This is a genomic window from Parasedimentitalea maritima (assembly GCF_005771405.1).
GTDB classification, from domain to species: domain Bacteria; phylum Pseudomonadota; class Alphaproteobacteria; order Rhodobacterales; family Rhodobacteraceae; genus Parasedimentitalea; species Parasedimentitalea maritima.
In genome coordinates this window covers 63867-87696 of the sequence record NZ_VAUA01000002.1, presented here as the reverse complement: position 1 = coordinate 87696, position 23830 = coordinate 63867, and the positions used below count along the sequence as shown (strand labels likewise).

The window sequence follows — 23830 nt, the reverse complement described above, 5'->3', positions numbered from 1 at the left end:
TTCCCAAAGATCGACCGTTGATTGTGACGCGCCCCGAGGGGCGCGTCACTTTGTTTGAAATCCCATTCTTAGTCTGAAGCTAGATATGGGGCGAGAGTGAGGGTGTTATGCGGCAATGGCCTGATGGATATGGGCGGCGGATCTTGGATGAAGTCGACAGCACTCTCAACGAGGCCGCGCGGATCGCACCCACTCTTGCAGGACCAGAGTGGATCCTGGCAAAGCATCAGACTGCCGCACGCGGGCGCCGTGGGCGGGCTTGGGTCAACCCGAAGGGCAATTTGTCCTGCACGTTGGTCCTTCGCCCAGATGGATCGCCTGCACAGGCGGCACTGCGGAGCTTCGTAGCTTCGCTTGCACTGTTGGATGCTTGTGTTGCGGTGACGGGCCGGAGTGCCGGGTTTTCTTTGAAGTGGCCAAATGATGTCCTGCTCAATGGCGGCAAACTTGCCGGGATTTTGTTGGAAAGTGCTGGCGTGGGAACGAACCTCAACAACCTATTCATCGGAATTGGGGCCAACCTGTGCGAAGTTCCGCCTGTTGAACAACTGGAAGACGGTGCGCTGCGCCCGGTGTCATTGTTGTCCGAAACCGGTGCTGCAGTCACACCCGAAGAGTTTCTGGGCGAACTGGCTGCGGCTTATGCCCAATATGAACAACAGTTTGTGACTTATGGGTTCGAGCCAATTCGCAACGCCTGGCTAGGCTCAGCCGCGAAACTGGGTGAGGTGATTACCGCCAGGACTGGAAATTCGCAGACCACTGGCACATATGAGACAGTGGACGGCGAGGGTAACCTTGTCTTAAACACCGCCAAGGGTCGTGTGAGTATTCCTGCGGCAGACATCTATTTCTAGGTAAGGGTCAGCGCGATGCTTTTGGCAGTCGACTGCGGCAATACAAACACCGTTTTCTCTATCTGGGATGGAGAACAATTCATCGGAACCTGGCGTACTGCAACTGATTGGCGCCGGACGGCGGACCAGTATTTTGTCTGGCTGAACACTCTGATGCGGCTTCAGGGAATTGAGGCGGATATCACTGATATGATCATCTCGTCTACAGTGCCCCGCGTGGTGTTCAATCTACGGGTTCTGAGTGATCGTTACTATAACACCCGACCAATTGTGGTGGGAAAATCCGATTGTCTGCTACCGGTCGAAGTCCGTGTGGATGAAGGCACGGCCGTTGGCCCCGACCGCCTGGTCAATACTGTAGCTGGCTTCGACCACTACGGTGGCAACCTGATCATGGTGGATTTTGGCACAGCGACCACGTTTGATGTGGTGGCCGAAGATGGTGCCTATATCGGCGGTGTGATTGCACCGGGTGTAAATCTTAGTCTTGAGGCCCTGCATCAGGCGGCCGCGGCACTACCCCATGTTGACATTTCAAAGCCGCAGTCGGTAATAGGCACCAACACAGTGGCCTGCATGCAATCCGGCGTGTTCTGGGGTTACGTTGGTCTGGTACGCGAAATCTGTTCCCGCATCAAAGCCGAGCATGGCGCACCAATGAAAATCATATCTACAGGCGGGCTGGCGCCTTTGTTCCAGCAAACAGCACAACTATTTGACGCTTTTGAGGACGATCTGACCATGCATGGTTTGCAGATCATCCACAAATACAACAAGGAAAACGGTCTCCAATATGAGCACTGAACGATTGATCTATCTGCCCCTGGGTGGGGCAGGCGAAATTGGCATGAATGCCTATGTCTACGGCTATGGTAAGCCCGGTAAAGAACGTCTGATCCTGGTGGATCTGGGGGTTGCCTTCCCGGACATGGACAGCACTCCGGGTGTTGATCTGATCATGCCAGACATGACCTGGCTGCAGGAACGCGCTGACCAGCTTGAGGGTATCTTTATTACCCACGCGCATGAAGACCACATTGGTGGTGTGGCGCATATGTACAGCAAGCTGAACGTACCAATCTATGCAAGGGCGTTTACGGCGAACATCGCCCGTCGCAAGATGAAAGAGCACGGTCACCCCGAAGACGCCGTGCAAATTGTTTCTGCATGGCCTGAAGTTACCAAACTGGGTCCCTTTACCGTCGGCGTTGTCCCGATCTCTCACTCGGTTCCAGAAAGCGGCGGCATGGTGATTGATACACCTGCTGGCCGTGTTCTCCATTCGGGCGATTTCAAAACAGACCCAACCCCGATTGTTGGCGAACCGTTTGATCCCGCCGTGTGGAGTGAACTGAGCAAAGATGGCGTTCAGGCGTTGATGTGTGACAGCACCAATGTGTTCTCGCCCAATCCCGGTCGATCTGAACTGGAACTGGGTCCTGAGATCACCAAGCTAGTCGAAGATGCCAAAGGCATGGTTGTTGCGACCACCTTTGCCTCCAACGTAGCCCGTGTAAAAACGCTGGCTGAAGCAGGTGAACGGGCAGGGCGCTCAGTTGTGCTGCTGGGACGTGCAATGCAGCGAATGGTCGAGGCTTCTATTGAAACCGGCGTTCTGACCCAGTTTCCAAAAGTGGTCAGCCCGGAAGAAGCCACCCAGATGCCTCGTGAGAACCTGATGTTGCTGGTTACTGGCAGCCAGGGCGAACGCCGTGCCGCCTCGGCGCAGTTGGCTCGTGGCAAGTATCGCGGGCTTCAGTTGAAAGAAGGCGATCTGTTCTTGTTCTCTTCAAAGACCATTCCGGGGAACGAAAAAGGTGTGATCGGCATCATGAACCAGCTCTCTGAAAAGGGCGTGGATGTGGTCGATGACAGCTCGGGTGTGTATCACGTATCGGGTCACGCCAACCGTCCCGATCTGGAAACGCTGCATGATCTGGTGAAGCCCAAGATGCTGATCCCAATGCACGGTGAGCACCGCCATCTGCGTGAACACTCGCGTCTGGGTCTTAGCAAGGGCATGGCCAGTGCTGTTGTGGTCAACGGTATGCTGATGGACTTGACTGGGGACACCCCTGTTGTGGCCGAATACATCGACACTGGTCGCACCTATTTGGATGGTTCGGTGAAAATCGGCGCTATGGACGGCGTTGTTCGTGACCGAATTCGTATGGCCCTGAATGGCCATGTTGTTGTGACAGTCATTCTGGACGAAGAAGACGAACCACTGGGTGAACCTTGGTGTGACGTCAAAGGTCTGGCAGAAACCGGACGTTCCAAGGAAGGGCTGGTTGAAGTTCTGGAAAAGGATCTGAACCAATTTCTAAAACGGGCAGGCAAAAAGACCCTGCGTGATGACGATAAGCTGGAAGAGGGGCTGCGGCGTCTAACCCGGCAAAGCGCGCAGAACGAAATCGGCAAAAAGCCAGAGGTCACTGTGGTTGTCAGCCGGATGCGCTAAGCGCAGGTCGCAATCTTAGAATCATAAAAGCGCCCCGGTTGTTCCGACCGGGGCGCTTTCTATTTGAAGTGAGTTGTGGTTGCTTGTTTGGTTACGCGTGGTGTGGGCGGTGAAACAGTCCAGAAATTTTCCGCGGCAGTGCAGCAATTGCGCGTCCAAGCGCACGAAACAAATCACGCATAGCCTCAGCGCGAAGCTGGTGGGCACGGGCTTCGATATTGCGGATATCGGCGGCGGAGATTTGAGGATATTCAATTTTGTTCATGGTATCAACTCGCTGGGTCATCAGTCGTTTGGTTGTCTTACGCATCAGATAGGCTGATTTGTCCCAGAGAACATCGGCCAATACGACATTGCCGCCATGCTGCAGGTGCAAACGTGCGTTAACAATCTAGTAGGGGACGACTGTATGGTGGCCTCTTTGAGAGAATACCAGTTGTCGGATTGGGCATTGCTTCCGCCGGACAGCTTTTGCCCATGCACCTCTGTGTAAGTGCTCATAGGGAATATCAAGGCTGCTCTAGTCCCAACAAAGTAGTTGATCATGAGCGATTTAAGTGAAAACAGGAGGGGCCAAAGTGTTTCTAAAACGCTGGCTTTATGGCTGTTTTTACTTTGCTACCAGAAACAATATGCGCCACTTATCTGAACTGGCAGAGCCGTTTTGGCGTCCGCAAGATCCGCACACTAGATCAACACAGCACCGGGACATCACAACAAATAGGGCCGCACCCCTGAGAGCACGGCCTTTCAAGCGTTAGAAGCGCAGTTGAGTTAGCTAGCGCGGCGCTCTTCAAAGCTCAGCGCAATAAAGCTGGGGAGGTGATCGCCTAAGCCGACCACAGACTTCCCGTTGTCTCGGCCACCGCGTGAACGGTTGGAAGAGGACCGCGAATTCGACCTGTTGTCGGAAGAACGGGACCGGTTATCGTTTGATTTGGGGCGCCGGTCTTCGGATTTGGTCTGACGTTCTTCTGTTTTGGCCTGACGCTCTTCTGTCTTGGGCTGGCGATCCTTGGTGCTGTCTGCGGTCTCATCCGCTGCCTTGCGTGGCTCGCTAGTCTTCGCGGAAGACCGGCGGGTGCGTGTGGTGTATTTCTTTTCCTCGGCACCATCTTTGCCACTGTCTTTTGCCGCTTCTTCCTTGGCCGATTTCAGCGGGTTTTCCAGTCGTGGAATTTCCCGTTGCACCAAGCGCTCAATATCAGCGAGGTTCTTTTCATCCTTGGGAACGCAGATCATCACGGCCTTCCCATCGCGGCCAGCGCGACCTGTGCGACCGATACGGTGCACATAGTCCTCGGCGTGGCTGGGGACGTCAAAATTGAACACATGGCTGACGCTGGGTACGTCCAGGCCGCGGGCCGCAACATCTGAAGCCACAAGGATACGCAACTCGCCTTCGCGGAAAGAATCGAGTGTCTTGGTCCGCTGGCTTTGATCCAGATCGCCGTGGATTGGGGCTGCGTTATGGCCATATTTTTTCAGCGATTTGGCAACCACATCGACATCCATTTTGCGATTGCAAAAGATGATTGCGTTTGTGCATTTTTCGCCTTCACCATCGATCAGTGTGCGCAGCAGCTTGCGCTTCTCGCTTCCTTCACGATCGCGGCGCGATCCTTTGAACATCACGACGCCCTGCTCGATATTTTCGGAAGCGGTCGCCTGACGCGCCACTTCGATGCGTGCAGGTGCTGATAGGAACGTATTGGTGATGCGTTCAATTTCTGGTGCCATAGTGGCCGAAAAGAACAGCGTCTGTCGGGTCAACGGGTTTGTCATACCAAAAATGCGTTCGATATCGGGTATGAAACCCATATCGAGCATACGGTCGGCTTCATCTACCACCATGACTTTCACATCTGATAGAATCAGTTTGCCGCGTTCAAAATGGTCCAGCAGACGGCCAGGGGTGGCAATCAGAACATCAACACCCCGGTCAATTGCAGCATCCTGTTCTTTGAACGAAACGCCGCCAATCAGCAGGGCTTTGGTCAGTTTCAGATGCTTGGCATAGGTGTCGAAATTTTCGGCGACCTGAGCAGCGAGTTCGCGTGTCGGGCACAGGACCAGACTGCGCGGCATTCTGGCGCGCGCACGGCCTCGGGCCAGCAAAGTGATCATAGGAAGGGTAAAAGAGGCAGTTTTACCGGTTCCGGTCTGGGCAATACCCAAAACGTCACGACCTTCCAGCGCAGGCGGAATTGCCTCAGCCTGGATCGGTGTTGGGGTTTCATAACCCGCTTCATCGATTGCTTTGAGAACTTTAGGGTTGAGATTCAGATCAGAAAATTTCGTCATGTGTATCCGCGTTTCGCGGACGCTGACTTAGCCCGCACGTGCATTGATATGGCCGGACCCGGATGGTCTAAGTGCGATTTGCACTGTTGGCTCGCGGCGGGGAATAGCAAAATCACGGCGATGGGTCAAACAGAGTCGGCTAATCTGCGCTGGGAATGTGTTATTGGGGCATTTGGGAAACAAATCAACCGAATGCAGGGAATTGTTTCTGACGTTTTTCGGTGAGGTGAAGCCTGCGAATCTTCAGCAGTCCTTGGTCGTGTAGACGGGCGCGCAGTTCCGGTGTGTCAGCGCAGAGCTCATCATAGAAAGCGCGCAGCCCGGATACGCCATTTTCAGTTTCTATTTCGGTCAAGAGCTCGTGTAGGGTGATCCCCCCCAGTTCACGCCTACGATTGGGCGCAAGTTCTGGCCGGTATGACCCTTGCTGCAGGCGATAGCGGTAGTGAGCAAACCAGCTGTCCCAATCCTTACTGTGTACATGGCACAAATCGACCGGAGACAGTTCGATTTGATCAGGGTTGCTTTCGCCCTCGCGGAACACATTGTGGATACGAAACTCTATGCCCTCGGCACCGGTTCGTACAAAGAGTTTGCCCTGATCGTGGCTAAGGAAACCCGACTTCAGTTGATCGCCAAAGCGAGGGTAGAGATGGCGAACAATTGTGCTGCGGGTTGGATCGTTTGGAATATGCCCCTTAAATGTGGTGCCATCTCCGGCCAGCGATTCTATTGGGCGGGCCCGCGCACAAAATACATCCTGCGACAGGGGACCAAGGTGTGTATGAACAGGCTGTTCGCTCCATAAAAACTCATCGACATCCATGTGGATCAGCCAGTCAACATCGCGGGCCTGACGCCGATATGCGCGCGTTGCATTCAGCGTTTGGCGAACCTGATGTTTTATGGGACGGGATTTGCGTCGTTTTTGCCAATGGGCGTCGTCACACAGGATGACCCGGATCTTGGGGTGTGCCTTGAGAAAGGGCATTGCATCTGGGCAGGGAGCATCAAGGTATAAAAACAGTCGATGCGCGCCCGCCTCGAGGTGATAGGCAGCAAAACTCAGTATATCGATAGCTGGGGCCTTGATGGTGGCCACAAGACCCCAGCGGGAATGTTCAGAGTTCGACATTTGCCGTTTCTCAGTGTTTCAGATGATAATCTAGACCATCATTTCCTTAGTAGCGGTAAGGTTTAGCTCTGGGTAGTCCCGAACAACGCGGTCAATGTCCCACTGCAAACGTGTGAGATAGACGATGTCTCCGTCGTGGTCATGGGCGATGTGCTGGCTGTTCGTGTTGATGAATTTATCAAGCACTTGTTTGTCACCGCTAACCCATCGGGCGCTGGTAAACTGACTTTGCTCAAATCGCACTGGCAGGCCATATTCCATCTCGATGCGGCTTGCGAGCACTTCGAACTGGAGCTGCCCAACAACGCCAACGATAAAACCAGAGCCGATGGAGGGTTTGAACACCTTGGCTGCGCCTTCTTCGGCAAATTGCATCAAGGCCTTTTCAAGGTGCTTGGCTTTCAGCGGATCGCCAGGGCGTACGCTTTGCAGCAGCTCTGGCGCAAACGATGGGATACCGCTCACACGCAGGGCTTCGCCCTCGGTCAGTGTGTCACCAATGCGCAATTGGCCGTGGTTGGGAATGCCGATGATATCACCAGCCCAGGCCTCTTCCGCCAATTCACGGTCTGAGGCCAAGAACAGAACCGGATTGGAAATCGCCATCGGCTTTTTGGTGCGCACATGGGTCAATTTCATACCGCGACTAAAATGGCCTGAGGCCATGCGTACAAAGGCGACGCGGTCACGGTGCTTGGGGTCCATGTTGGCCTGCACCTTGAAGACAAAACCGGTAACCTTCTTTTCCTCGGGCGCGATATCACGTGGGTTGGCTTTTTGAACTTGAGGCTCAGGCCCGTAGTTTGCAATGCCATCCATCAACTCTTTGACACCAAAGGAATTAATTGCTGAACCAAACCAAATTGGTGTCATTGTTCCATCTAGCAAGGCCTGACGGTCCAGTTTTGGCAGGAGTTCGCGCGCCATCTCCAGTTCTTCAAGAAATGTTTCCAGCAGATGTTCAGGCACGTGTTCCGCCAGCTTGGGGTCATCCAAGCCATTGATTTCAATACTTTCCGCAACTTTGTTGCGGTCAGCGCGATCCATCAGTTCTAACCGGTCGCGCAGGATATCGTAGGTTCCAACAAAGTCACGCCCAACCCCAATCGGCCAGCTTGCCGGGGTCACATCGATCGCCAAGTTTTCTTGAATTTCATCAATGATGTCAAAGATTTCGCGGCTTTCCCGGTCCATCTTGTTACAGAAGGTCAAAATTGGCAAATCGCGCAAGCGGCAAACTTCGAACAGTTTCTGTGTCTGGCTTTCTACACCTTTGGCGCCATCGATGACCATGACGGCAGCATCTACTGCCGTCAGGGTGCGATAGGTGTCCTCGGAAAAGTCCGAGTGGCCGGGCGTGTCAACAAGGTTGAACCGTAAATCATCATAATCAAACGACATTGCGGATGCTGAAACCGAGATGCCGCGGTCTTTTTCCATTTGCATAAAGTCGGATCGGGTGCGACGCGCTTCGCCTTTTGCACGCACCTGTCCGGCCATTTGGATCGCGCCACCGTACAACAGAAATTTTTCCGTCAATGTGGTCTTGCCCGCATCCGGATGCGAGATGATCGCAAAGGTGCGGCGGCGGGCGATTTCAGCCGGCAGATTGGGGCGGTTTGAAGCAGTGTCAGACATGAGCGCGCGTATAGGTAAGAAAGTGGCCTGAGGCAAGGAAAACGGCAGGTGCGATCTGTACACTTTGCGTGCACCACCTGTGCACCGGGCGCAGTGCATTGGCGGGATTAACCTTTGGGGTCCAGATTTGTCGCTCCCGCAACAGGCACAGGGCTGTGATAACATGAGCATCAATCGAAAGTCTGCCAGTACAGAAATGCAATTGGAACTGGAACGACACCAAGATGAACTGCGCAAGGTGTGGCTCGACAAAAGCATGCCCGAAGACTGGAACGGGATGGACAGCTGGGAGCGGTTGGACCGGGCGAAGACCCGTGTCACCGTGCGTCTGGATGCGGATATGGTGCGCTGGTTTCGCAAACTTGGCCCCGGCTATGGCCGCCGCATCAACGCGATTTTGCGGATCTATTGGATGGCGTTGTTAAGCGGTCACATCGAGGCCTATGACGGGGACAATGTGACGCCACGATTGTTTCTAAACGCCCATGCCAAAGTGCGAGAGTTGGAGGAGGGGAGATAAAAGGCGGGAAGGTTAGAATACCGCTTTGATGCCAGAAACTGTCATCAGTCGACTCGAATCGCGTTGACCGCGAAATGCGCCATGTTCTATAAATGTTCTCTGCCTGAGTGCCGCAGACAGGCACAGAACATAGAAATAGGATATCGAGATGATTGAGCGTTCTTTTGCTGACTGCGTCAGGCAACAAATTGAGTTGCTGCAAGCCGGGAAACCTCTGGCGGCTTTTGACAAATTCTTTGCTGCGGATGGGGTGATGTTTGCCAATGACACCCTGTTTGCCACTGGTGCTGGCGAAGCACGGCGTAAGCAGGAACCGTTTATAAACACGGCCTCTTTGATCGAGGGGATGATTACAGAGGTGCGGTCCATTGAGGTGCTGCAGATCTGTGTGTTTCGGAACAAAACCAGCTTCAGCACATCCGAAGGCGTCCGGCATCAGATTGACGGGTTGTGCTGGCAGCAATGGCGCAGTGGCAAGATTATCGAAGAACGTTACTATGACAACAGCCACATGAGGCTGCTGATCGCGCAGGGGGTGCTGAAGCGTCCGGACATGATGATTGAGGCCTACAGAGGGCGTCAATCAGATGGGTCTATGTCGCTGGACTGCGCGTAGCTACAGCTATGCCTTTTTTCAGCGAAGTGAGGCGCGTTTCAAGGCCGCAATGGCATCGGGGCGATCCAGCAAGGCCTTTTGCACATCCAATCCGTGATTATCCCGTCGACCATGGGAGGTCAGATGTGGCGACAGCTGGTCAAGGAGCTCAGGCGGCAGCGCGGGTTTTGTGACGGGGTCAATTAGCAGGGATTCGGCGGCGATACCCTCGGCGTAGATGATATGGTGGCGGTCAAACAGGATCTGAAAGTAGTCAATGAAACCGCCATCTTGCACCACAACCGTGTGACCATTGATCAGGTGGCGGGCCTTGACCAGCAGTTCAGACGCGCCAGCGCCAATCTCGTCGCTGCGCTGATAAACAAACAACCGGTGATCGGGGCTGACCAGAAGATCGTTTTCGTTGTTCAGCGCGCCAGCACGGATCAGAATTGGCGCCATGCCCCCAACGGCACGGTGCGTTGTCTGACCAATCCAGCGGACCATTTGTGGGCCTTCATCGCGCGTTAGAACTTTGTCGCCTGGCTGGAGCTGTTCAATTGGAACCTGAGCCCCGGAGGCCATGGTGATATGCGTGCCACGGCTAAACGAGACATTGGCAATTTGCGCCAGCTTCTTGCGGGCGTCTTGGCGTTCGCCGCGAACCAGTACATAGTCGGTTTGGGCCACTATTGGTGCCAAGGGTAACAGGAAAATATCAGAAATCATTCCATCCTGATCAACCTCAACCAGTACCAGCGCCTCGGTGATGCTGCCATCCGGCGACATCAAGCTCAGCGCACAATCCAGATGCAACTGGGCATTTGCGGTCCCCAGTTCAGTGTCTTCAGCCACCCGCAGATCACCATCCGTCTGGGCCAACAGGCCTAACCGCTTTGGGGTGGTGCTTTGGTCCAGTTGATAGGTGTCATCAAGCATCAGATCATCCAGCACCCCCAGCGTGTCGCCCAGGTTAGCACCGACCTGCACGGAGAAACCGGTGGCAGGGTAGACGAGGACTGATTGGATATGGCCGTGTTCTGAGTGCACTTGGAAACCTTGGGTAAGAGTGAACCATAAGGTGATATTGGGGCAATCGTTGCACCAGTCCACACCTATAGCAGGGATTTGCCAGAGGTGTAGCAGCGAATTGTGGCTGTAGCTGGACCAGATGACGCAAATTTGCAGGCGCCGGGCTGGTCAATTTAGGAAAGCCGGTGCAAGGATAGCGCAAAATTGCATCCATCTGAGGGAGTGAAGCCATGGATCTGGGAATTTCAGGCAAGCGCGCATTGGTCTGTGCCAGCAGCAAAGGTTTGGGACTGGGCTGTGCCGAGGCGCTGGCAGAGGCTGGGGTCAATCTGGTGATGAACGCGCGCGGCTCTGAAGCCCTAGAGGCTTCGGCGCAGGCGATCCGCGACCAATATGGCGTTGACGTGGTTACAGTTGCCGCTGACATTTCAACCGCTGAAGGGCAGGCGCAGGTGATAACGGCTGCTATGGGCGTGGACATCTTGGTCAATAATGCTGGTGGTCCGCCTCCGGGTATGTGGATGGACTGGGACCGTGAGGATTTCATCGCGGCACTGGACGCCAATATGCTGGCCCCAATTGCACTGATGAAGGCGCTGATGCCGGGGATGATGGACCGTGGCTGGGGCCGGGTGGTCAATATCACCAGCGTTTCGGTCAAGGCACCGGTTGCTGTGCTGGGATTGTCGAATTCGGCGCGGGCTGGGTTGACCGGCTATGTAGCGGGGACCTCGCGCCAAGTTGCCGGGCAGGGGGTAACGATCAACAATTTGCAGCCCGGCATTCATGCCACCGACCGTGCCGTCGCATTGGACAACGGTGTATCCTCGCAGCAGGGGATCTCGATGGAGGAAGCCCAGGCGCAGCGCAGTGCAACCATTCCAGCCGGCCGCTATGGCACCCGGAGCGAATTTGGTGCCACCTGTGCATTTCTGTGTTCGAAGCATGCTGGGTTTATTGTTGGTCAAAACATCTTGCTGGATGGCGGTGCCTCCAACTTGGTGATGTAAATGGCAAGTGGATTTTCTTTGAAAGACCAGTTGTTCAATCAGGAAAAGGTCCGCTATTTGGCGGGCCTGTTTGCTCAGGCTGATCCTGGGTTTGACGCGGAGCAATTTGAATCGCGGGTGATGGAGCAGCTGCTCGGTTTTGAGTTGAAGCAGCGGATCAACTGGATTGCTGAGATGTTGGGGGAGGCCTTGCCCGGCACATTGCCAGAGGTTGCTCCGGTGCTGCTGCGCGCATTGCCTGAACCGCTGGACCCAAAGAAGACAGATGACGATTTTGGCGATTTTATCTTTGCCCCACTGGGAGAGTTTGTTGTTGCCAAAGGATTGGAGGACCACCGCGAGTTGGCGTTGGATCTTCTGGCTGAACTGACCCAAAGGTTTTCGATGGAATGGGCTGTGAGACCGTTCCTGAACCGCTGGCCTGTTGAAGTAATGGCGCGGATGCAAGCCTGGACTGGGCACGACAGCTATCATGTGCGTCGTCTGGTCAGCGAGGGGACCCGTCCGCGACTGCCTTGGGGGCTTGCGGTTGGGTTGGATCTGCCAGAACCGCTGCCACTGCTGGAGGCGCTGCATGGTGATGCAACCCGCTATGTTACCCGATCGATTGCCAATCATCTGAATGACATAACCAAAAAAGACCCTGACCTTGTACTGGATCTGTTGGAAAAATGGCGGGTTGATGCGCAGCAAGACCGGCGGGAACTGGATTGGATGACGGCTCATGCTCTGCGTGGATTGGTCAAATCCGGGCATCCGCGGGCCATGGAAATGCTGGGCTATGATCCTTTGGCAAAACTGGACGCGCGGTTGGACTTGAGGGCTGGTGCTGTGCGAATTGGGGAGGCATTGGAGTTTTCCTGTCACTTGAATACAGCGGAGGACTTGCCGGTTTTGGTGGACTACCGGCTGCACTTCCAACGCCCAGGTGGCAAAATATCTGCCAAGGTATTCAAGATGAAGCAGGCCCGTGTAACAGGTGGAGCGCTGACCCTTAAAAAACGCCACCCATTGAAAGGCAATGCCAGTACATTCACCCTGGTGCCCGGCCCACATCGGATAGAGCTGCTGGTCAATGGACGGGTGCGCGACGACGTTGAGTTTGAGCTGATGGCCTGATCCGGAAATCAGCCGTTTGGGGGGCGCTGCCCCCAGCCCCCTCTGGGGTCTCCCCCGGGATATTTTGGGGCTAGATGAACAGGGGATCCATCAACTTGTCACACTAATGTAAATTGGGATGGTTATGACTGCAGGAAAGAATGGCTGCCGCCCATTTGCAAACAGAGCCGGAGATCAACGTAATGAACCATGAAACTGTCCAGAGCTATTACGGTGAGGTTTTGCAGAGCAGTGATGATTTGCAAACCAATGCCTGTTGCAGCCCGGATGATATGCCGGATCATGTCAAAGCCGTTCTGGCGCAGATCCATGACGACGTTTTGACCCGCTACTATGGCTGCGGCTTGATTGCGCCGCTTGCACTTGAAGGTGCACGGATATTGGATCTGGGCTGTGGAGCCGGGCGGGATGTCTATGCCCTGTCTGCTATGGTTGGTGAGACTGGTTTGGTGGTGGGCGTTGACATGACCGCCGCGCAGCTGGATGTCGCGCGGGCGCATCAGGATTACCACGCAGAGAAATTTGGCCATGCGCATTCAAATGTTGAATTCCACCACGGGTTCATCGAACAGCTAGAGGCGCTAGATCTTGAGCCGGGTTCGTTTGATATCATCGTGTCAAACTGCGTCATTAATCTTGCCACCGACAAGGCGGCAGTCCTGCGGGGGGCGCATCGGTTACTGAAGCAGGGCGGCGAGATGTATTTTTCGGATGTCTATGCAGATCGTCGCATCCCCCAGGCCATGGCCGAAGACGACCTGCTGTATGGCGAATGCCTGTCAGGCGCGCTGTACTGGAACGATTTTTTGTCCTTGGCAAAAGACGCGGGTTTTGAGGATCCTCGCCGGGTAACCGCGCGCCCTTTGACGATTGAGAACCCAGTTTTGGAAGCCCGGGTGGAGCCTCTGAAGTTTCTGTCGGCGACCTACCGATTGTTCAAATTGGAGGGGTTGGAGCCCGCCTGCGAAGACTATGGTCAGGCGGTGATCTACCGCGGCACGATCCCGCATGCGCCACATTATTTTGAGCTGGACGATCATCATCTCATTGAGGCAGGCAAGGTGTTCCCCGTCTGCGGTAATACGTGGAGAATGCTGCAAGACACGCGTTTTGCGCCACATTTCGAGTTCATCGGTGATTTTGACACCCATTATGGGATTTTTGCGGGGTGCGGCGGAGAAAGCCCATTTAATGAAATGGACAGTGGTGGCGTTTCAACCTGCTGCTGATGGCTTGCGCCACCGCGTTGGGGTTGCTATCTGCGCGGGGAAATCCGATGGTTTTCCTTGGAAATCTCTCAGAAAGGCTTCACAACTCCGATGAATACTGCTCCTGAGGCCAGCCTGATGCAAACCACACCACGTCTGGAAATCCGCAACCTGAAGCGACATTTTGGTGGTCGGGCGGTGGTTGATGATGTGTCGCTGAGCATTAAAGCCGGACAAGTGACCTGCCTGCTGGGGCCGTCTGGCTGCGGGAAATCAACAACCCTGCGCATGATCGCAGGTGTCGAGATGCAAGACAGCGGTGAGATCTATGTCGATGGTAAACTGATCTGCGACACTATTTTTAGGGTCCCACCTGAACGGCGTGAAATCGGGTTGATGTTTCAGGACTTCGCACTGTTTCCACACCTGAGCGTGGCCGACAACGTAGGTTTTGGCCTGAAAGGGGCAAAGGAAACGAAGCGGGCACGGGTTGAAGAGCTGCTCGCGCGGGTTGATTTGATGCGGTTTATTGATGGCTATCCTCATCAACTGTCAGGTGGAGAGCAGCAGCGGGTTGCATTGGCGCGGGCGCTGGCTCCGCGGCCAAGAATTATGCTGATGGATGAGCCGTTTTCAGGGTTGGACAACCGGCTGCGCGACGGTATCCGCGATGAAACCCTGAGCCTGTTGAAAGAAGAAGACACAGCGGTTCTGCTGGTCACCCATGAGCCAGAAGAAGCGATGCGGATGGCGGATGAGATTGCACTGATGCGCGGTGGCAAGATTGTACAGCAGGGCGCGCCCTACAACGTTTATAACCGACCGGTCGATCACGCTGCGGTGGCGTTCTTTAGTGATACCAACGTTTTACAAGCGCGGGTACAGGGATCTCTGGCTGAAACGGCCTTTGGGGACTTCCTCGCACCTGGGTTGCCTGATGGCACCGATGTGGACATTGTTTTTCGCCCTCAACATCTGAAGATTGATTTTGACCGTGCCGGATCCGGTCCATTGCCAACCCCAAGTGATGGGGTGGCGGCACGCGGTACGGTGGTACGCGCGCGCTTTTTGGGCCATGAAAGCCTGGTGGAATTCAAAATGGATCATGACGGCTCTACTCTGAAGGCCACAGTGCCAAATGTATTCCTGCCGCAAGCGGGCCGGGTGATGTGGCTGACTGTGAAGCGTAATCGGTGCTTTGTATTTGCGCGTTGACTAAGACTGTTTGCTGCTTAGGTTTGAATATTGGAACGGTCTTTTGAAGCGGAAACATTGCTCTTAGTACTGTGGTTGGCAGCTAAGAACTGCATCTGTACCAATTTCTGAGCCTAAACCGGATGTGAACCAAGTATTTGATGTAACCAGTTTAAAGCGCAACTGAGCTGCGAAACTTAGGGAGCGGCTGTAATGACAGAGATTACAAGAAATCTGTTTCTAAGGCAGTGTCTGGCGCTGGGGTTAAGCAGCTCGTTAGCAGCCGCACTTACCGCGACCGGGGTTTTGGGGGCATCGAAGCCGTCCAAAGTTGTCATTGTTGGTGCGGGAGCTGCGGGGGTGACCGCAGGGTACCTGCTGCGCCGCGCGGGGGTGGAGGTCCAAATCGTTGAGGCGGCGAAGCGGATTGGCGGACGGGTCAAACGATTGAAGGGGTTCGCTGATTTCCCGGTTGATCTGGGCGCAGAGTGGATCCACGACGAGCCTTCCGTTCTTGGCGATATTGTGGATGATGCCTCTGTCCTGATGGATGTGGAAACGATCGACTATGAGCCACAACAATTTCAGTCCTGGGTGAACGGCCGGTTGAAGCAACAGAACTGGCTCCGGCGTGTTTATGCAGAGTATAAGTTCAAGACGACAACCTGGTACGGGTTTTTTGAGCGGTTTATCGTCCCGACGGTTCGTGACCAAATTCACCTAAATAACCCGGTTTCCAGCATCGACTACAGTGGCAGTCAGGTGGTGGTGAAAACGAAGAGAGGCCAGGTGTTCAGGGGGGATAAGGTTATCGTCACTGTGCCAGTCTCTATGTTGCAGCGTGATGCCATCCGATTTGACCCGCCTATGCCAAAAGCGCAAAGCCGTGCAATTCGAGGTGTTGTCATGGGGGACGGTATCAAAGTCTTTGTCGAGTTTTCAAAGCGGTTCTATCCGGATGTTTTGATTTTTGATCCGGCGGCAAAGGTTGCTTCGGGTGGGGATTACAAAACGGTTTATGACGCAGCATTTGGGAAGGGATCTAGGCGTCACATTCTGGGTCTGTTTGCAATCAATGCGCAGGCAGCGCCCTATGTGCGGCTGAGTGATCGGGACGTTGGAGCCAAACTGATTGGTGAACTGGACCAGATCTATGACGGGCAGGCCTCGCGCTACTATGTCAAACATGTGGTGCAGAACTGGTCGAAAGAACCTTATATCCAGGGGTCATATTCTTATGACTTCGATGATGCCGAATTCGACAGCATGGCCGAAATACTGGCTCCTTTGCAGCAGCGCGTGTTCTTTGCTGGCGAGGCATTGGGTGGTCGCAACCAGGCCACCGTTCATGGCGCCTGCCAGTCAGCGCATCAGACCGTGAAACGGGTGCTTGCGAGCTAGCCCTGATGAGGGACTTTGCTGGGTGCTTCCTGCCTGTTGTTATTGCAGAGACAGTTGATGCAATGACCAAGCTAAGAAAGTTCCACCTAGATGGGTGTTTTGGCTAAGGGGTGCGAATTTGCCATGGGGCAATCGGCTGAGTTTAGCCATAGATAGATGTTAGAGAATTTTGATCGATCCACCCACTATCGCAGGGGCCGATATAGGGACGTGGGGTGGCGACCGATATCCCAATGCTGCAGGTTTCGTCTTGTCCATCGATAACGCCGTCCCAACCATCCTGCTCATTACAGCCAGATACCACATGACCCGCTTCCAGTATCGCGATTACGGGAAACTGGGTTCCCGGTCCTGATCTTAGTTCTGCCCCGCCTTGGTTGACCTGCAACCCAATGCTACAGGTGCCGTGATCCGTGTCGGGGAGCAGCATAATGGGGATGGATTTGGATTGTTCGACGGATGTTTGTGCAGCCAATGCACTGCAACACAAAGTGGCGACAGTAGCTGAAATGAGAAGATTTTTCATTTTGATCACCCCTTTGCACCCCTAAAAAGCATACGAAACGAGACTGAAAATGCAATGGAACTAGCAGCCGACTTCGCTTTTGATCGATGTTGAGCCGAAACGGCATAGCCACAGTGGCAAGCAGGTTTTGATAGGGGCATCTCATCAGTCACCACTGAGTAGAACGTTTGCACTGGGTCCTTTGTGAGAACAGGGATGTTTTCGAAGTGGAACTGTTGTTCTGAGTGTGTTTGAGCGGGAACGATGTCTGCGTAACTTCCAGCGCTCGATTTCAGTGTTCGCCGGCGGCCTTAGCAGTCTTGGCTGAAAAGGCAGCTTGCGCCTCCTTCACCTCAGATTCATGTTCCATAGCCCAGTTCGCCAAGGCTGATATGTGAACCAAGAGTGAAACACCCAGTGGAGTTAGGCTATAGGCCACAGAGGGCGGACGTGTGTCAAAAACTTCGCGGTGAACCAGCCCGTCGGCCTCGAGCGCACGTAGGGTAACGGTCAGCATACGCTGTGAAATACCGTCTACGGCGCGCAATAATGCCCGAAACCGCTCAGTTCCTCGTCCAAGCCGCAAAACAACCATTACGCTCCATTTATCGCCAATGCGGTCCAACAGGTCCCGTACAGGGCAAACGCCGCTGAATTCGTTGGCGATCCATGAATCGACACCGTCGTTCATCTCGTCGATATCAACCTTGGTTACTTCCCTGTGCCTATCCAATGAATTAGTGCCTCCTTTCGCCGCCATTTCTTGTCTCCTATCTATGGTTCCTAAGAGTAACCTTAATACCATGGAGAACCACAATGAACCAGACTGTCGCGATTTTTGGAGCCACCGGAGCGCAGGGCGCACCTGTTGTACGTGAAGCCCTTGCCAAAGGGATGACCGTACGAGCCGTCGCACGAGATATCTCAAAAATCTCTAAACTGCACCCAGAGGCACAGGCCTTTGCTGCCACATTGGATGACGAGGAGGCCATTGCGAAGGTATTGGATGGTGTCGATGCCGCATTTGTCCACCTGCCAATGCCTCAGTCCCCGGAAGACCCGGCCAATTGGATGAAAGCTCTATTTGGCGCCGCTCACCGTGTTTCCTTGCCTTTGCTGGTATACACCACTGGCGCAACATCCGGTTCGCGATACCCGTCTTCGATGATGATTGATGGAGCAACCGGTGGCATGCAGGCGGTTCTTGCAAGCGGCATCCCTTCGATTGTGCTGCAACCCACCATCTACTTAGAAAATTTGGTGCCGGATTTGTTTGTCCCACGTCTGCGAAGCGAAGGCATATTGGACTACCCACCGCTGCCAGAAGATATGAAAGTCACGTGGACGTCGCACCAAGACCAAGCAAGGGTTGCCGTTGCAGCGCTTTCACGCCCCGATTTGGCAGGTAAAAGCTACGAAATCGGGACCCCTGAGGCTGTAACTGGTGATGAACTGGCTACGCAACTCTCGGAATGGGCTGGTAAGACGGTACAATATGCCCCGCTTTCTCCTGCTGACTTTGGTCAACGTGTTAGCGATGTACTCGGAAATCCGGGTGTTGCATTTGCTTTGATCGATTTGTATGGCGCGCTTGCGAAAATGGGCAACGACGATATGGCAATCGACACCAATACCGTTGAAGCAACCTTTGGTGTTAAGCTCTCAACTATCGCAGATCACATCAAAACCTGGGCCGATGCAAAACAGATTGCATAGCTCATCTAACAGCCGGGCCGGGTGCTTCACTCGGCCCGAAACGATCTGAAGCTAGGTACTCGGAGAGATCTGATCCGTCTGCACAGCTACCACTTCTTAGCTCTGATAATCTTCCAACCGCTTTCCCGGCTCATCGACAAACAGCTCGGGCAGGGCGGTGGCTTGTTCTATCAGATCAACGCGGAATACGCGGAAATCGTCGCGTGTTTCGCACCAGGCCGTGAGGGTCCAAACCCGGCCCCAATACTCCATATGCAGCGGTCTGATAGTCCGGGCGGTTAGCACCCCGTCGATGCGTCTGTAGTCGAGGTGAAGTTTCTGACGCGCCTTGATGGCAGCACGCAGCGCGGGCATGTGGGTAAAGCCAAGGGTGGCATTGGAAAAGGGGTAGACTGCGAATTTCCAGGCATCTGCCTCGGCAATGGTGCCGGTCGGCAGAACAGCGTCGATTTTGTCAGCCAGTGACAGGGCGGCGGCCTTCAGATCATCGTCGGCGGCTTCGGCGACAATGGCCATGCCGAGGTTGAGCGCCTCAAGTTCTGCGGCGGTTAGGGTGACGGGGGGCAGGGTGATCGCCTCGCGCACCATATAGCCGACGCCGCGCTCACCCTCGACGGGGACACCAGAGGCCACCAATGTGTCCATGTCGCGGTAGATGGTGCGGACCGACACTTCCAGTCGGTCCGCGATGTCCTGGGCGCGATGCAATTTGCCGTCGCGCAGGATCTGGATGATATCAAAGAGGCGGTCGGAACGTCGCATGGGAGTACCCTTGTCCCGTCCCGACCTGTCTCGTCAAGCGGCCATGTCCCACAGCACGTCTTCGTGGCGCATGTTGGCGCTGTCTGGAACGATGGACTTCATCAGCTCGGCGGTGCATCCATCTGCCATAAAGGCAGCGGCTGCGGACTTAGCGTTCTCCATGGTTTCCCAGACCACATAGTCGGTCCAGCGGCCATCTTCGCCACGGCTGAGTTGACGGTGGACAAAGCCGGGCTGTGCACGGCAAAAGGCCTCGGTGCCCTTGCTGATCTCTACAAAGGATTCGTTGGTGATGCCGTCGATCAGGGCAAAAGTTACAATCTCAGCAACTACATTTTTCATTTGTCATCTCCTATGTGTGTTGACGCTCTGGACCTAGCAGGGGGCAACTGACATAAACCTGTCAGTTGAGGTTCGGCTTGCTGAAAAAAATGCAATATCAGCTCGGAATGGCCTGTCAGTCCGGCGTTGTTGCTTTCGATCAAACATCGGCAGGCGTAGAACCACTAGTGAAACGAATATACGGCGCGGATGGGCGCCGAAACTAAAGGAGACATTCTCATGTTGAACAATATTGGCCTTCCTGGCCTGCTGCTGATCGCTGTTGTGGTTCTGGTCCTGTTTGGCCGTGGTAAAATCAGCTCGTTGATGGGTGAAGTGGGCAAAGGAATCACATCGTTCAAAAAAGGCATCAATGAAGGCGCTAAGGAGTTGGAAGAAAATGCGGCTGAGACTGCCACGGATGTCACGCCTGAAACTGACAAAGACAAGGCGTAATCCGCTATGTTCGATTTGGGTTGGACCGAAATGCTGGTGGTCGGTGTTGTTGCACTGATTGTGGTTGGCCCCAAGGACCTGCCGGTGATGTTTCGTACAGTTGGGCGGTTTGTCGGAAAGGCCAAGGGCATGGCGCGCGAATTTAGCAGTGCTATGAACGATGCCGCAGACCAGTCCGGCATCAAGGATGTTGCCAAGGGGCTAAAGACGGCCACCAATCCGGTTGGATCAGCGATGGATGGGGTGCGTGATGCAGCCCAGGACATGGCCAAGAGTATGGATTTCACCGGCAAGGGACCGGATTTGGATAAATTCGACCCTGACAGTGAAACCGGGAAACTGGCTGCTGAACGTGCTGAGGATGCCAAGAAGATCCAGGCGGCCACAGCGCGCACGGCAGCAGAGCGCAAGGCCCGTGAAGCTGCTGAGGCGCTGGCCAAGGCAGAAGAAGCCGAGGCGGCGCTGAAGAGTGACGATGAGAGTAAATCATGAGCCAGACTGAAGAGATCGAAGACAGCTCAGCCCCGCTGATCGAGCATCTGGCTGAGCTTCGTAATCGGTTGATCCACATGGTGGTGGCATTTTTGATCGGTATGATCATCTGCTTTACTGTGGCGACACCGATTTTCAATTTTCTGACCAATCCTCTGTGTCAGGTGCTGGCGGATCGGGGGCAGGACTGCGACCTGATCTTTATCTCGCCGCAAGAGGGCTTTTTCGTTGCGATCAAAGTGTCGCTGCTGGGGGGATTGATCCTGTCGTTCCCCTATTTGGCGATGCAGGTTTGGCGATTTGTGGCGCCGGGACTGTATAAAAACGAGAAAGGCGCGTTTCTGCCGTTCCTGTTGGCGTCACCTTTCATGTTTGCACTGGGTGCCAGCTTTGCCTTTTACGTTGTGACGCCGCTGGCCTATGAGTTCTTCCTTGGTTTCCAGCAGTTTGGATCCGGCGGAGAGGCTGTTCCGGATGCGACCGCGGCACCATTGAGCGTGGTATTTCAGGGCTCGGCCCAGGAATATCTGAACCTAACGATCAAGTTCATCGTGGCCTTTGGCATGTGCTTCCAGTTGCCGGTTCTGCTGACGCTGATGGGTAAGGTTGGACTGGTCAGTGCCGAGGGGCTGAAATCGGTTCGTAAATACGCTGTTGTTGCAATCCTGTTGCTGGCTGCGCTGGTGACACCGCCGGATGTGATCACTCAGGTGATCCTGTTTGTGGTGGTCTATGGCCTGTACGAAGTCTCGATCTTCCTGGTGGGCCGTGTCGAAGTAAAACGTGAGGCCAAGTTACGGGCCGAAGGGTTCTATGACGACGAGGACGACATGGATCCAGCTGATGCTGAGCCTCACTTTGATGATCCAATGTTGGCTGAGTTCGATGAGGACGACGAGGTTGACGACAGTAAAGACAAATAGGTCTGAGGCTAACTGAATAAAGGCGCGCCAGAGATGGCGCGCCTTTTTTGATTGTCCTGTGTGATGGTGCAGGTGCGACCATGTGTAGGTTGAATGCTTGGCGGTCTGGTTCTACCCTTGGGCTATGATACCTGATGACAAAACGGGCACGACTTCGCAGCCCAGCCGGAGAGATTTCCTAACGATGGCAACCTGCGGCATGGGAGCGGTTACGGTTGGGGCTGGCATTTGGGGACTTGGTCGAACCTTGGCACCCAGTGCCGAGATTGTGGCTGCGCCGGAGTTGCAGATTGATCTGAGTGAAGTTCCTGTTGGTGAATATCGTACACTTCGGTTTGATCGAAAGCTCATTTTTCTAAAGCACCTAACAAAAGAACAGGTCACAATAGATGCAACATATGATGTTGGCAAACTCCCTGACGGTCTGGCGCAAAACGCAAATATGGTTGAGGGCTCACCTGCTAGTTTTGAAAATAGGACAGTGTCATTCAACGGAGTTTTTACGGTTCTTTGGGGCAAATGCCCGCGAGGGTTCTGTGTTCCATTGGCTGACGCTGGGGACTATGGCGGATGGTTTTGCCTCTGTGGTGGTGCGCATTTTGATGCGGTGGGGCGTGTTCGCCGCGGGTCGAGCCCGTGGAACATGCGTATCCCGAGACATCGTGTTTCAAAGCATGGGATACTCACTGTTACGTCGGATCAGGGTGGGCTTAGTCAGGAAGAACTAGACCGGTTGGTTTTCGGAAGCCGTAGTTGAGCTCATCAGTTTTGCCTGACTTGGTCATCCTAGTCGGCTTCCATTGAGACACAGATCAGATGTTCCGTGCAGTGCCTGCGACATGGAGGCTATCGCCTGACTAACCGGACATGGTGACATTTAGAGTGGAGGGCAGCCCCATGTCCTCACCCAGTCGGATCTGAAAGATGCCTCCACCCTGCAAGGTGGGCCAGTTGAGATCAACCAATGCACCACCAAGTGCGGCGGCTGTAGCAGCTGTGGCTGGGCCTTCTACCACGCCACCAATGGCAAAGGCGTTGCGAGAGACGATTACAGTGTCCGATTCAACATAGAGCAGGCTGTTTGTTGTCAGGTCATGGTTTCACTATCATCTTGTCCCAAGTCAGATCTAATTTAAAAACGACAAAAAGGCGACTGTGACTTTGTGCAAAGAATTTGGAAAGGCGCGCCAGAGATAGCGCGCCCCTTTTTGTTTGGTTGTCTTTGAGAAACAGCTCGATGGCGGTGTTCAGCTGTCTATTTCTGACACCTCCGAAAGGTATCGGTCTGACCAGTCTTTGTTCGTTGCATCAGCCAGTTTGGCGACTGGTAAATCATCGCCAGTCCTTGGTTTAAATCCCAAGCCGAGCCTCCCAAGAACCCGCGCAAGCGCAGCTTGAGGGTCATGCGATAGGTCTTCGTAGGTGATTTTGAGGGGCTCTATTTGCTGTGTGTCAAACCAAGTTTTCCAATCACTGTCCATGATTACGAAATCCGAGAGCATTTTTGAAATCGCCTGAGCATTGTAGCTCGCTTCCTTTGGCTCTGACAGGCGTTCAAGTTCAGTTCCATCAGGCGCTGCGTGCCACAACCCGGTTTGCATGGCCTTCACATAGGATATCGCCTGATCGAGTTTGTTCTCACGCGTGAGATGTATGAAGAGCGTTGTTCCAAATGCGGAAGATATGCGCTCTTTTTCGAGTGTTGTTTCAGGAAGGAGAACGGCCATTTGACGCATGAAAAAGGCAAAGCTATGCCGTTGCAGGCGCAGGCCGAATACATCGGTTTCACCTTTGCCACGCTCAACTGCGGATGCGAAAATCGCCTGCAGGGTCTCTTGCTGGGTGCTGTAGTTGTCAGGATCAAGGCCGTAGTCGCTAAGCCATTTGGAAAGTGACGGCTCGTGAAAATGTGAGCCCGGAACTCCTGCGATTCCCTTGTTGCCCAACATTTTGCATAGTAGGGTACTGCCGCTTCGTGGGCTCGTGCAAATAACATAGGACTTAAAATGAGCCATGGTTTGGCCTCTTAGAAATAAAACGTTCAACTCCGACTATAGATTGTTTCCAGCATCGCTGTCCCATTTTGTCGGGATCGCCCAGTACATGTACTGGATCAATGTGCGGTCTGTTGTCGCCCTCGCCGAAATTGGCTTCGTCAGCCACAGGTTATGACGGAACAGG

At 54.2% G+C, this 23830-nt stretch carries 26 protein-coding genes; 15 read left to right on the top strand and 11 right to left on the bottom strand.

What is annotated here, in order from left to right; all coding sequences use genetic code 11:
• Window positions 1–107: 107 nt before the first annotated feature.
• Genes FEE96_RS04140 through FEE96_RS04130 form a run of 3 tightly spaced genes read left to right on the top strand, consistent with a single transcriptional unit; the run spans window position 108 to window position 3318 of the window.
• Complete coding sequence (locus FEE96_RS04140) at window positions 108–857, top strand: biotin--[acetyl-CoA-carboxylase] ligase (protein WP_138161757.1); 750 nt, start codon at window positions 108–110, stop codon at window positions 855–857.
• Between the two features lie 15 nt (window positions 858–872).
• On the top strand, window positions 873–1661 hold the full coding sequence (locus tag FEE96_RS04135; RefSeq protein ID WP_138161756.1) for a type III pantothenate kinase: 789 nt from the start codon (window positions 873–875) through the stop codon (window positions 1659–1661).
• Entirely contained in the window at window positions 1651–3318 is a 1668-nt protein-coding gene (locus tag FEE96_RS04130) for a ribonuclease J (protein ID WP_138161755.1), read from the top strand. The genes FEE96_RS04135 and FEE96_RS04130 overlap by 11 nt, the downstream gene beginning before the upstream one ends.
• A 91-nt stretch (window positions 3319–3409) precedes the next feature.
• Here the strand turns inward: FEE96_RS04130 and FEE96_RS04125 are convergent, their stop codons facing one another.
• From FEE96_RS04125 to FEE96_RS04110, 4 genes are all read right to left on the bottom strand, one after another.
• Complete coding sequence (locus FEE96_RS04125; RefSeq protein ID WP_138161754.1) at window positions 3410–3664, bottom strand: RSP_7527 family protein; 255 nt, start codon at window positions 3662–3664, stop codon at window positions 3410–3412.
• A gap of 428 nt (window positions 3665–4092) precedes the next feature.
• Window positions 4093–5622, bottom strand: coding sequence for a DEAD/DEAH box helicase (locus FEE96_RS04120; protein WP_138161753.1), 1530 nt, complete (start codon window positions 5620–5622; stop codon window positions 4093–4095).
• 184 nt (window positions 5623–5806) lie between these two features.
• Window positions 5807–6757: a glycosyltransferase family 2 protein gene (locus tag FEE96_RS04115; protein WP_138161752.1), complete on the bottom strand. Its 951-nt coding sequence runs from the start codon at window positions 6755–6757 to the stop codon at window positions 5807–5809.
• 30 nt (window positions 6758–6787) lie between these two features.
• Window positions 6788–8395 carry a peptide chain release factor 3 gene (locus FEE96_RS04110; RefSeq protein WP_138161751.1) on the bottom strand — a complete coding sequence of 536 codons (1608 nt, stop codon included), beginning with the start codon at window positions 8393–8395 and terminating at the stop codon, window positions 6788–6790.
• Window positions 8396–8558: 163 nt separating this feature from the next.
• Between FEE96_RS04110 and FEE96_RS04105 the strand changes: the two genes are divergently transcribed.
• Window positions 8559–8915, top strand: coding sequence for a BrnA antitoxin family protein (locus tag FEE96_RS04105; protein ID WP_212744730.1), 357 nt, complete (start codon window positions 8559–8561; stop codon window positions 8913–8915).
• A 148-nt stretch (window positions 8916–9063) separates the two neighbouring features.
• On the top strand, window positions 9064–9531 hold the full coding sequence (locus FEE96_RS04100; protein ID WP_138161750.1) for a hypothetical protein: 468 nt from the start codon (window positions 9064–9066) through the stop codon (window positions 9529–9531).
• A gap of 18 nt (window positions 9532–9549) precedes the next feature.
• On the opposite strand, the gene FEE96_RS04095 is transcribed toward FEE96_RS04100, so the two are convergent.
• The gene (locus FEE96_RS04095) at window positions 9550–10560 is read right to left on the bottom strand and encodes a Hint domain-containing protein (protein ID WP_246079294.1); all 1011 of its coding nucleotides are present in this window, start codon (window positions 10558–10560) and stop codon (window positions 9550–9552) included.
• Between the two features lie 212 nt (window positions 10561–10772).
• On the opposite strand from FEE96_RS04095, the gene FEE96_RS04090 reads away from it, so the two are divergent.
• The 5 genes from FEE96_RS04090 (at window position 10773) to FEE96_RS04070 (ending at window position 16474) form a co-directional block, all read left to right on the top strand.
• On the top strand, window positions 10773–11552 hold the full coding sequence (locus FEE96_RS04090; protein ID WP_138161749.1) for an SDR family oxidoreductase: 780 nt from the start codon (window positions 10773–10775) through the stop codon (window positions 11550–11552).
• Window positions 11553–12671: a hypothetical protein gene (locus FEE96_RS04085; RefSeq protein WP_138161748.1), complete on the top strand. Its 1119-nt coding sequence runs from the start codon at window positions 11553–11555 to the stop codon at window positions 12669–12671.
• Window positions 12672–12853: 182 nt separating this feature from the next.
• Window positions 12854–13900 carry a methyltransferase domain-containing protein gene (locus tag FEE96_RS04080; protein ID WP_138161747.1) on the top strand — a complete coding sequence of 349 codons (1047 nt, stop codon included), beginning with the start codon at window positions 12854–12856 and terminating at the stop codon, window positions 13898–13900.
• Between the two features lie 90 nt (window positions 13901–13990).
• On the top strand, window positions 13991–15094 hold the full coding sequence (locus FEE96_RS04075) for an ABC transporter ATP-binding protein (protein WP_138161746.1): 1104 nt from the start codon (window positions 13991–13993) through the stop codon (window positions 15092–15094).
• 192 nt (window positions 15095–15286) lie between these two features.
• Window positions 15287–16474 carry a flavin monoamine oxidase family protein gene (locus FEE96_RS04070; RefSeq protein ID WP_138161745.1) on the top strand — a complete coding sequence of 396 codons (1188 nt, stop codon included), beginning with the start codon at window positions 15287–15289 and terminating at the stop codon, window positions 16472–16474.
• A gap of 142 nt (window positions 16475–16616) precedes the next feature.
• On the opposite strand, the gene FEE96_RS04065 is transcribed toward FEE96_RS04070, so the two are convergent.
• Window positions 16617–17000 carry an SH3 domain-containing protein gene (locus FEE96_RS04065; RefSeq protein WP_138161744.1) on the bottom strand — a complete coding sequence of 128 codons (384 nt, stop codon included), beginning with the start codon at window positions 16998–17000 and terminating at the stop codon, window positions 16617–16619.
• A 271-nt stretch (window positions 17001–17271) separates the two neighbouring features.
• The gene (locus FEE96_RS04060) at window positions 17272–17739 is read right to left on the bottom strand and encodes a winged helix-turn-helix transcriptional regulator (RefSeq protein WP_246079292.1); all 468 of its coding nucleotides are present in this window, start codon (window positions 17737–17739) and stop codon (window positions 17272–17274) included.
• A 56-nt stretch (window positions 17740–17795) separates the two neighbouring features.
• Here FEE96_RS04060 and FEE96_RS04055 point away from each other — a divergent pair, with 56 nt between their 5' ends.
• Entirely contained in the window at window positions 17796–18695 is a 900-nt protein-coding gene (locus FEE96_RS04055; protein WP_138161743.1) for an SDR family oxidoreductase, read from the top strand.
• A 96-nt stretch (window positions 18696–18791) separates the two neighbouring features.
• On the opposite strand, the gene FEE96_RS04050 is transcribed toward FEE96_RS04055, so the two are convergent.
• Together FEE96_RS04050 and FEE96_RS04045 are read right to left on the bottom strand one after the other, a co-directional pair.
• Window positions 18792–19457, bottom strand: a complete 666-nt coding sequence (locus tag FEE96_RS04050) for a helix-turn-helix transcriptional regulator (protein WP_138161742.1) — start codon at window positions 19455–19457, stop codon at window positions 18792–18794.
• 33 nt (window positions 19458–19490) lie between these two features.
• Window positions 19491–19799, bottom strand: a complete 309-nt coding sequence (locus tag FEE96_RS04045) for a hypothetical protein (RefSeq protein WP_138161741.1) — start codon at window positions 19797–19799, stop codon at window positions 19491–19493.
• A 219-nt stretch (window positions 19800–20018) separates the two neighbouring features.
• Between FEE96_RS04045 and FEE96_RS04040 the strand changes: the two genes are divergently transcribed.
• From FEE96_RS04040 to petA, 4 genes are all read left to right on the top strand, one after another.
• Complete coding sequence (locus FEE96_RS04040) at window positions 20019–20234, top strand: twin-arginine translocase TatA/TatE family subunit (RefSeq protein ID WP_138161740.1); 216 nt, start codon at window positions 20019–20021, stop codon at window positions 20232–20234.
• Window positions 20235–20240: 6 nt separating this feature from the next.
• Window positions 20241–20726, top strand: coding sequence for a Sec-independent protein translocase protein TatB (tatB, locus tag FEE96_RS04035; protein WP_138161739.1), 486 nt, complete (start codon window positions 20241–20243; stop codon window positions 20724–20726).
• Window positions 20723–21649 carry a twin-arginine translocase subunit TatC gene (gene tatC, locus FEE96_RS04030; protein WP_138161738.1) on the top strand — a complete coding sequence of 309 codons (927 nt, stop codon included), beginning with the start codon at window positions 20723–20725 and terminating at the stop codon, window positions 21647–21649. Before tatB ends, tatC begins: the two co-directional genes overlap by 4 nt.
• 124 nt (window positions 21650–21773) lie before the next feature.
• Window positions 21774–22406, top strand: a complete 633-nt coding sequence (gene petA / locus FEE96_RS04025) for a ubiquinol-cytochrome c reductase iron-sulfur subunit (RefSeq protein ID WP_138161737.1) — start codon at window positions 21774–21776, stop codon at window positions 22404–22406.
• A 100-nt stretch (window positions 22407–22506) separates the two neighbouring features.
• Here petA and FEE96_RS23410 read toward each other — a convergent pair whose 3' ends face one another.
• Complete coding sequence (locus tag FEE96_RS23410) at window positions 22507–22665, bottom strand: hypothetical protein (RefSeq protein WP_171021605.1); 159 nt, start codon at window positions 22663–22665, stop codon at window positions 22507–22509.
• Window positions 22666–22896: 231 nt separating this feature from the next.
• Window positions 22897–23664, bottom strand: coding sequence for a Stf0 family sulfotransferase (locus tag FEE96_RS04020; RefSeq protein WP_138161736.1), 768 nt, complete (start codon window positions 23662–23664; stop codon window positions 22897–22899).
• Window positions 23665–23830: the final 166 nt, after the last annotated feature.